The following is an 8,837-nucleotide window of genomic DNA, read 5'->3' on the forward strand; positions in this document are numbered from 1 at the left end:
TCGATAATCGGACAGTTGTTCGAAGCGGCGGATAATGACAGTGACGAATGGACTATGCAAGCCGCTTGCATCCGGAAAATCCCGGGACTGAGCGCTACGCCCTGCCCCGGTTCCGAGTTTCTGAACTCAGTCTTTTCCGGCCATCCAGTCGTCAAGAGTCAGGTTGCACTCGACCAGTTTTTTCAGCAATGGGGCGGGGGCCCAATGCGCCTCGCCGGTACTCTTATAAAGACGCTCTATGCATTCATACACCGCGCTCAGGCCGCGACGGCTGGCATAGAACATGGGCCCGCCCCGGTACGAAGGGAACCCATAACCGTGCACATATACGACGTCGATGTCACTCGGGCGCTGGGCAATGCCTTCTTCCAGAATGCGGAAGCCTTCATTGATCAACCCCATGAGGTGCCGATCAAGAATTTCCTCATCGCCGAGCACACGACGTTCCACGCCCTGCTGCCCGGCCTGCTCCTCGATGACAGCCAGAACCTCTGGATCCGCTGAGCGGGCGCGGGTCTCGGGATCGTAACGGTAGTACCCGGCACCGGTCTTTTGCCCCAGTCGTCCCATTTCAACCAGTGTGTCTGCAATACAGTAGCTGCGCGGGTCGCCTTTCTGTTCATCCGTCAGCGCCTGTCGCGCCTTGTAGCCGATATCCAGACCGGCCAGATCACCCACGGCCAGCGGGCCCATGGCCATGCCAAACCCGGTCAGTACGCGATCGATTTGCTCGGGCTCTGCCCCTTCTATCATACAAAGCTGGGCCTCACGCGCGTACTGCCGCAACATCCGGTTGCCAATGAAGCCATAGCAAACGCCGGCCAGCACAGGTACTTTACCGATGCGTTTACCCAGAGCCATAGCGGTCGCGATCACGTCTTCCGCGGTCTTTTCCGCACGGACAACTTCAAGCAGCCGCATAACGTTTGCCGGGCTGAAGAAGTGCAATCCCACGACATCCTGAGGACGCGAGGTTGCTGCCGCAATCTCGTTGACGTCCAGGTATGAGGTATTCGACGCCAGAATCGCGCCTTCTTTGCAGACCTCATCAAGGCGACCGAATACCTGTCTTTTGACATCCATACTTTCAAAAACCGCTTCGATCACCAGATCAACATCGGCCAGCGCTTCATAATCCGTGGTGCCGGCGATCAATGCCTGACGCGCAGCTGCCTGCTCTTGCGAGAGTTTGCCTTTGCTGACGGTGGTCGTGTAATTCTTGCCAATCAGCGCCAGTCCAGCATCCAGAGCCTTCTGATTGAGCTCCAGCAAAGTGACCGGGATACCCGCATTGGCAAAAGACATGGCGATTCCACCACCCATGGTTCCGGCACCAATGATAGCTACGCGATCAATAGCTCGAGAAGCAATGGATTTACCCAGCCCCGGCACCTTCGGCGCCTGACGCTCAGCGAAGAACATGTGCCGCAATGCCGCCGATTGCTCCGACTCACAACACTCGACAAATCGGGAGCGTTCGTAAGCCAGCCCTTCATCGAACGGCTTCGCCATGGCAGCTTCGATACAATCGACTATGCGCTGTGGCGCTTCCTGCCCGCGCTTACGCTTGCGAAGCACCTTGCGATAGGCCTCGAACGCGTCACTATCGAAACTCTCAGCCGGAATGGAGGTATCGCTGACACGCCGGGGGCCGGCACCCGCTGCCACCAGCTCACGAGCGTAAGCCAGTGCGGTCTCTTCAAGAGGGCCATCGATCACGCGATCAATCAGCCCCAACGCACGTGCTTTCTCCGCGGCAATTTTCTGTCCGCTGGTGATCATATCAAGCGCCGCCTGTACACCAATTAGCCGGGGCACTCGCTGGGTTCCCCCTGCGCCGGGCAGCAGCCCAAGGGTGACCTCGGGAAGCCCGACCGCAGCCGAATCAAGCGCGCAACGGTAATGGCAGCTCAGCGCCACTTCAAAGCCTCCGCCCAGGGCAGTGCCATGAATTGCCGCAATCACCGGCTTGGCCGAGGCTTCAATCGCCGCATTAACCTGAGGCAAAGACGGCGCTTCGATGGGTTTGCCGAATTCGCTGATGTCAGCACCGGCAATAAACGTGCGACCTTCGCACACAATAACAACGGCTTTGGAGTCGTCTGCCTGGGCGGTGGTTATGGCGTCAAGAACGCCTTTGCGGACGCCGTGTGAAAGGGCATTTACCGGTGGGTTATTAATCGTGATAACAGCAAGTTCGTCTACTCGGCGATAGGAAACCACCATAGTGAGGCTCTCCTGTGAGATTGAATAGCAGAAGCCGTGCTTGCGCGACGGCTTCTGGCGATGGAGAAAGTTGAAAGAGTTTTACGACTAACCTAGAGAACACCCCTGGCCCGCAGCGACGCGATTTCTTCAGGCGACTTATCAAGCACGCGCTCAAGAATCGCATCGGTATCTTCACCCAGCAACGGGGGCGCTTTTTGATAGACCTGCGGGGTTTTGGAGAACTTGATCGGGTTAGCAATGCCCGGCACTTTGCCCAGCTGAGGATGCTCCAGCTCAATTTTCATATTGCGGGCCTGCACCTGCGGGTCTTCAAAGACCTCGGCAAGATTCTGAATGGGGCCACAGGGAACATGTACGCCGACCAGGCAATCCATCCAATCCCGGCTGGTTCTGGTACGCGTGAATTCACACAGTTTTCCCACCAGCTCTTCCCGGTGGAGGACACGCTGCGGGTTGGTGGCAAAGCGCGGATCTTCCGCCAGCTCCGGCTGGCCCAGTGCCTTGCACAGACGCTGGAACTGACCGTCGTTTCCGACCGCAATGATCACCTTTCCGTCTTTCGTGGGGAATGGCTGATAGGGTGCAAGGTTGGGGTGATACTCTCCCGTACGACCAGGCACCTTGCCGCTGCAGAAATAATTCTGGGCCTGATTCGCCATCCAGCTGACCTGAACATCCAGCAACGCCATGTCGAGATGCTGCCCCTCACCGGTATTCGTGCGGTGATGAACAGCCGACAAGATGGCAATCACGGCGTTCATACCGGTGGTCAGGTCGGCGACCGCCATACCTACCCGCATCGGGCCTGCGCCGGGCTGACCGTCAGGAACACCGGTAATGCTCATCAACCCGGACTGTGCCTGTATCAGATAATCGTAGCCAGCATCCGCAGCCATCGGACCGGTATGACCAAACCCGGTGACCGAACAGTAGATAAGCCCTGGATTGATTTTGGACAGATCTGCGTAACCCAGGCCTTTCTTGTCGAGCCCGCCGGTTTTGAAATTCTCGACCAGCACATCGCACTCTGCCGCCAACTCCTGAATCAGTACGCGACCCTCAGGGCTGCCGATATCCACCGTCACCGAATGCTTCCCGCGGTTGGCGGAAAGATAATAGGCCGACTGTTTAGTGGTATTACCCTGCGAGTCCTTGAACCAGGGAGGCCCCCAGTGCCGGGTGTCATCACCCAACCCGGGACGCTCGATTTTGATAACCTCCGCACCCAGGTCAGCGAGGATCTGAGTGCACCACGGCCCCGCCATAACACGGGACAAATCAAGTACTCGAATACCCGACAATGGGCCTGACATAACAGTCTCCTCGATCAAAGCGCGTGTTGGGCGTTACGGATTATCTGCTTGGCGATTACCAGCTGCTGTATCTGAGAGGTACCTTCGTACAAGCGGAATAGCCGCACATCCCGGTAGAAACGCTCGACGCAGTACTCACTGATATAGCCGGCGCCACCGTGAACCTGCACGGCCCGATCGGCAACCCGGCCAACCATTTCCGTGCAGTACAGCTTGCAGCTGGCAGCATTCAGCGACACCGATTCACCGGCATCGTAGGAGCATGCGGTTGCTTCAACCATGCATTTTCCGGCGTAGTATTCTGTCTGGCTATCCGCAAGCATCGCCTGCACCAGCTGAAAATTGCTGATCTCCGTACCGAACTGCTTGCGCTGGGTGGCGTAGGTAACACTTTCATCAATCAGGCGCTTGGCCGTACCCACGCTCAGAGCGCTGATGTGCAAACGCCCTCTGTCCAGCACTTTCATTGCGGTTTTAAAACCCTGACCTTCTTTACCACCGATCAAGGCATCCGCTGGCACCCGAACGTTCTCAAAAATCACATCACAGGTATGCGCTCCTTTCTGCCCCATCTTTTTATCAGGCTTACCCAGAGAAATACCCGGCAACGTGGCGTCCACCAGGAAAGCGGACACGCCCCGCCCACCTTCTTCGCGAGTACCCGTTCTGGCCATCACGGTGAACACACCGGCACGGGGAGCGTTGGTGATGAAGCGCTTGCTGCCATTAATAATGTAGTCATCGCCATCGCGACGGGCACTGGTCATTACTGAGCCCGCATCGGAGCCGGCATCAGCCTCGGTCAGCGCAAAAGAACCAATCAACTCGCCGGTGGCCAGCTTGGGCAGGTACTTGGCTTTCTGTTCCGGGGTGCCATCAATCACAATACCCTGGGAGCCAATACCCACGTTGGTGCCGAACATCGAGCGGAAGACCGGTGAGGTGTACCCCATTTCCTGGATGATGGCGACTTCTTCCGACATCGTCAGACCCAGACCACCGAATTCTTCCGGGATGGACAAACCGAACAGGCCCATATCCTTCATTTCTTCAATCACTTCTTCAGGAATGCGATCTTCTTCCGCAACCTGCATTTCCAGGGGTACGAGGCGGTCCCGTACATAACGGCGCACACTGTCGATAAATTGGTTCAGAGTTTCTTGATCAAGCGCCATTATGGCCTCCACCTTTCGATACGTTGACGACGACCACCCATCAAATCGGCAGTCAGTTAATGAAAATCAATGTTCCTGAAGAGCTGCTATAACGATCAGGCCGAAACGGCCACCACGATTGCACTCAGGCAACTGCTGAGCCCCAGGAAAAAACACGAATAAGACAGGTTCCAGCCGTAGGACGCCGTCCGCGCGTCATAGCCGGTAAATCGCTCAAGCAGTATGGCGTTTGCCGAATAGGGGGTGCCGGCAATGGTGACCCCCCAGCCCGTGACCATGGCAATACCAAGTCCGAGAATAGAGGACTCTGGCCAGATAGGACCTAACACACCCCCGAAAACCGTTGCTGTTAAAATGGGATTGACCCCGACCGCCCCACCGGCATAAAACAACCACGGTATGCAGGTTACCGCGACGGCGTACGCCCAGCCTGGCAGCGCAAAATCGCTGCCCAGCGAACTCAGCGCGGTAACTGTCAGTGCGCCCCCCAGAAAAGACGCACCACCCATAATCGCCAACTCATTGGAGACGTTCGCCATAGACGGCAGGTTGACAGTCCCGACAACCAGACGCGTGATCACCAGATAAAGAATAATCACGGTCAGGCAGCTCAGGGTTACCGCTTGAGAGTAGGTCAGGCCCGCTCGGGTATTGAGTGCATAGGCTTCCAGCGAGATAAACAGCGCCAATCCTACAAACCGCACCCACGGCCAGAATGCGTGTACCTCACCAACTCCAGAGTCGTCCGTCACGCCCAACACCGACGAAGCACCGAACTCGGTCTCCCGAAACCATACCCCGACCAAGAGATAGCTCAGCGCAAATGGGATGCTCCATACCAGCAGCGTCCAGCTCGCCAGCCCCGGTAACAAGGTCACCGTCAGCGCTACCGCTATCGATAATGGCGACGCCATCGGCGAAGCACCAAATCCCCGAATGACCGCCCGCGACGCGTTTCGGGTGGCTGCATCATCACCACCATCCTGTACCTGTTTACCAATCATGGTGGCGACCAACCCTACCGATCCGAAGTTCAGTGGGATCGCCAATACCCCGGTACCGAGGCTCAACCCGAGATAACGGGCCGCCGCACGGCCACCGAACAGACTTCGGGAAATCACCGCCAAATCCTTCGAGGTACTGAGTACCGCCGACAGCAACATCACCGCCAGGATCAGCCCGGTGATTCCGGCCATGCGCTGAACCGCACTGGCGAGAACGTCGGGATTCACCACCAGAGCCAGTACAGCGACCAGCAGGATCAGCGACGCAATCACCCGGGCGACCGGGCGTAGCTGCCCCCACCCCAGAAAAATCACGACACAAGCCAGCAACGCCACAACAGCAGATCTACCGGGCAGGAACGCCAGAGCGCCAAAACACAGGGCAAGGTAGGCAAGACCCGAGCGCAGACGGTGTAACGTCGCTCCTTTTATCACTGTGTCGCTAGCCCACCGCGTGCAGTTGCCAGGCTCAGACCGGCTCTACTCATAACGCTTGTTCCATAACTGGCTTTCTGGATTGAGCGCGCAAGATACCATCACAAAAAAAATGCCACTATTATATACTTTGTATATATTCTATTTAATTATTAGATACCTTATTGGCGCTGCCATCAGACAGCGACATCCTGAGGAAAACCAGCAACCGCTTCAGGCGAATACACCCTATGTCATTTCAGCTAAAGATCGACCTGCGCCAACTCAACACCTTTCTCACCATTGCAGAGGTTGGCAGCTTCAGTCGCGCCTCGGAAAAACTGTTCATTGCCCAGCCAGCCCTGAGCCGGCAAATCCGTTTGATGGAGGAGGCCCTTAACGCCGAGGTGTTTGTGCGGCACGGCCGTGGGGTCGCGCTCACCGTCGCAGGCGAATTGCTGTACGAAAAAGCGATGGCCATTTTTCAGGATCTGGAGCGTACCCAGGCTTCCGTGGCCGCTATTGCGGGTGAAGTCACCGGGCAGGTTATTCTTGGCATGTTACCTACCGCAGCCGATACGTTTTCCGGCAGCCTCATCAGCGAGTTCCGCCGAAAATTCCCCCGTGTCAGGCTCTCCGTCAAATCCGCTATGAGCGGCACCTTGCAGCAAATGGTGTCACAGCATCGTGTGGATCTTGCGGTCACCTACAACCACGGCAAGCACAAGCATGTACAGCACACACCACTCATCGAAGAGCGCTTTTTCCTGATTGCTCCCCCCACAGACAAACTCGCCCTGCGTCAAAGCATCTCCCTGGAAGAGGTGCTTGAGTTACCCCTGGTCATGCCGGAAGAAAAGCACGGCCTGCGCGAACTCATGGAAAAAGAAGCCGTGAAACACCAGAAGAAACTCCAGTTGGCCATTGAGGTTAACGCGTGGCCATTGTTAACGGATCTGGTAAGACGTGGGCTGGGCTATACGGTACTGTCTTACGCCTCGGTCTATGAAATGGTGATGCGTAAAGAAGTCGTGGCCATCCCGATTGATACGCCGAAACTTCACCGGTCGCTGGCCATTGCAACGCCGCGCGACCTGCCTCCCTCCCTGGCCACCCTGAAGCTCGCCGAAATCATCATGAATCAGGTCACGCTTCAGGTCGCAGACGGCATCTGGGAAGGTCGCCCGCTGTTTGGCAACAACGCGTTGGACAGTATCAGCGCGCCCTCCGATTATGGCCTGGCCGAGGCGTAACATCGCAGTAATGACTAAAACAGATATCGATCTATAGATTTGCGGCATAGCTGCAATCCAATTTAGGTAATTGTTCGCCTGATGCCACACTGATAATTTCTGCCGCCCGCGAGATCCGGGTGGTGGTTAATTGCGTCATACCGTGCCACTGCCCTGCGGCAACAGCAAAAACAACGTTGACAAAGGCACCAAAGATGACCAAAAACAAACTGTCCTCTTCAGTACAATTATTTTCCGGCGTTCTCATTCTTGGCCTGGCAAATACCGCAAGCGCACTCCAGATCGAAACGGAAAATGCCAAGATCGATATTTACGGCTACGCACGGCTGAACGCGTCTTACGACATTAACGAAGACATCAGCAGAAGCAGTGGCACCCGTTCCGGCGACTTCAGCCAGATCAACACCGGCGCCGCAGAAGACAACGAAGCCTCCGGATACTTTGGAGCTGATGCCGTTCAATCCCGCCTGGGCATTCGCACACGCATGACCAATGGTGTCATGGTTAACCTGGAAGGTGATTTCAGGGGTGGCACCAGCGGTGGCCAACTTCGCTTGCGCCACGCCTATGGGCAGTATGGGAATTGGCTAATGGGCCGGACCTGGTCCAACTACAACAGCTTTGTTGGTAACACGTCCGTACTCGAAATGGACGGCGTCGCCGGCAACGCAGGCCTCTATAACCGAACCGCACAAGTACGCTACATCCACGGAAACCTTACCATCGCCGTGGAAGACCCAAAGCCCAACATCCTTGATCAGGCCACCAAAAGCGGCCTGCCTACGCTGACTGCGCGTTACGAAAATAAAGCCGGAGCACTGAAGTTCTCCTCTGCTGCGCTCATTCAGGAAGTCGGGTACGACACCGGCACCAACGATGATTCTGCCCTGGGCTTTGCTGTCTTCGGCGCAGCCAGGTTCCAGGTGACCGATACCGTAAGCATTCAGGGTAATGTCAACTATACGGATGGGGCTAACAGCTACCTTTGGCGCTCTGGCACCAATTACTACGGTGAAGACGCTTACATGAACGGGAGCGATGTTGAAACCATCGTTGGTTACAGCGCCAATCTCGGCACCACAATCAAGGTTGGGCCAGGATCACTCAGCGCCGTGTACGGAATGACCACAATGGACTGGGACGATGCGGTAGCGGATGGATTAACCGTTGCCGACAAGCATGAACGCAACACAAATGCTTTTGTTACCTACAAATGGTCTCCTGTGAAGAGCGTTATGCTGGGCGTAGAGTACGGACGGTTCCAGGTAGAAAAAGTAAGCGGTGACGAGGGCGATGCCAACCGCCTGATGTTCGCTGCGCAATATAATTTCTGAACCACAGCTAACGTCTTCGTACTGCCACGAGAATCCGGGCAGTCCCGGAAAGGCGAAGCCCAAGAAATAAAAAACCCGCGCCACAGGATCTGTGCGCGGGTTTTTATTTAGCTCC

Annotated in this window: 6 protein-coding genes; 2 read left to right on the forward strand and 4 right to left on the reverse strand. The window is 56.2% G+C overall.

Annotation, left to right across the window (positions count from 1 at the left end; all coding sequences use genetic code 11):
* Positions 1-126: 126 nt before the first annotated feature.
* The 4 genes from KO499_RS13405 to KO499_RS13420 all read right to left on the reverse strand — a co-directional run bounded on the left by KO499_RS13405 (position 127) and on the right by KO499_RS13420 (position 6,156).
* Positions 127-2,226 carry a 3-hydroxyacyl-CoA dehydrogenase NAD-binding domain-containing protein gene (locus KO499_RS13405; protein ID WP_215984258.1) on the reverse strand — a complete coding sequence of 700 codons (2,100 nt, stop codon included), beginning with the start codon at positions 2,224-2,226 and terminating at the stop codon, positions 127-129.
* A 92-nt stretch (positions 2,227-2,318) separates the two neighbouring features.
* The gene (locus tag KO499_RS13410; RefSeq protein ID WP_215984259.1) at positions 2,319-3,542 is read right to left on the reverse strand and encodes a CaiB/BaiF CoA transferase family protein; all 1,224 of its coding nucleotides are present in this window, start codon (positions 3,540-3,542) and stop codon (positions 2,319-2,321) included.
* 14 nt (positions 3,543-3,556) lie between these two features.
* Positions 3,557-4,717, reverse strand: coding sequence for an acyl-CoA dehydrogenase family protein (locus tag KO499_RS13415; protein ID WP_215984260.1), 1,161 nt, complete (start codon positions 4,715-4,717; stop codon positions 3,557-3,559).
* 95 nt (positions 4,718-4,812) lie between these two features.
* Positions 4,813-6,156 carry a hypothetical protein gene (locus KO499_RS13420; RefSeq protein ID WP_215984261.1) on the reverse strand — a complete coding sequence of 448 codons (1,344 nt, stop codon included), beginning with the start codon at positions 6,154-6,156 and terminating at the stop codon, positions 4,813-4,815.
* A gap of 230 nt (positions 6,157-6,386) precedes the next feature.
* Here KO499_RS13420 and KO499_RS13425 point away from each other — a divergent pair, with 230 nt between their 5' ends.
* Together KO499_RS13425 and KO499_RS13430 are read left to right on the forward strand one after the other, a co-directional pair.
* Positions 6,387-7,388 (forward strand): LysR family transcriptional regulator, encoded by a 1,002-nt coding sequence (locus KO499_RS13425; RefSeq protein WP_215984262.1) that lies wholly within the window; start codon positions 6,387-6,389, stop codon positions 7,386-7,388.
* A gap of 194 nt (positions 7,389-7,582) precedes the next feature.
* The gene (locus KO499_RS13430) at positions 7,583-8,722 is read left to right on the forward strand and encodes a DcaP family trimeric outer membrane transporter (RefSeq protein ID WP_215984263.1); all 1,140 of its coding nucleotides are present in this window, start codon (positions 7,583-7,585) and stop codon (positions 8,720-8,722) included.
* Positions 8,723-8,837: the final 115 nt, after the last annotated feature.

It is taken from the genome of Marinobacter sp. F3R08 (assembly GCF_018860425.1).
Classification (GTDB): Bacteria; Pseudomonadota; Gammaproteobacteria; order Pseudomonadales; family Oleiphilaceae; genus Marinobacter.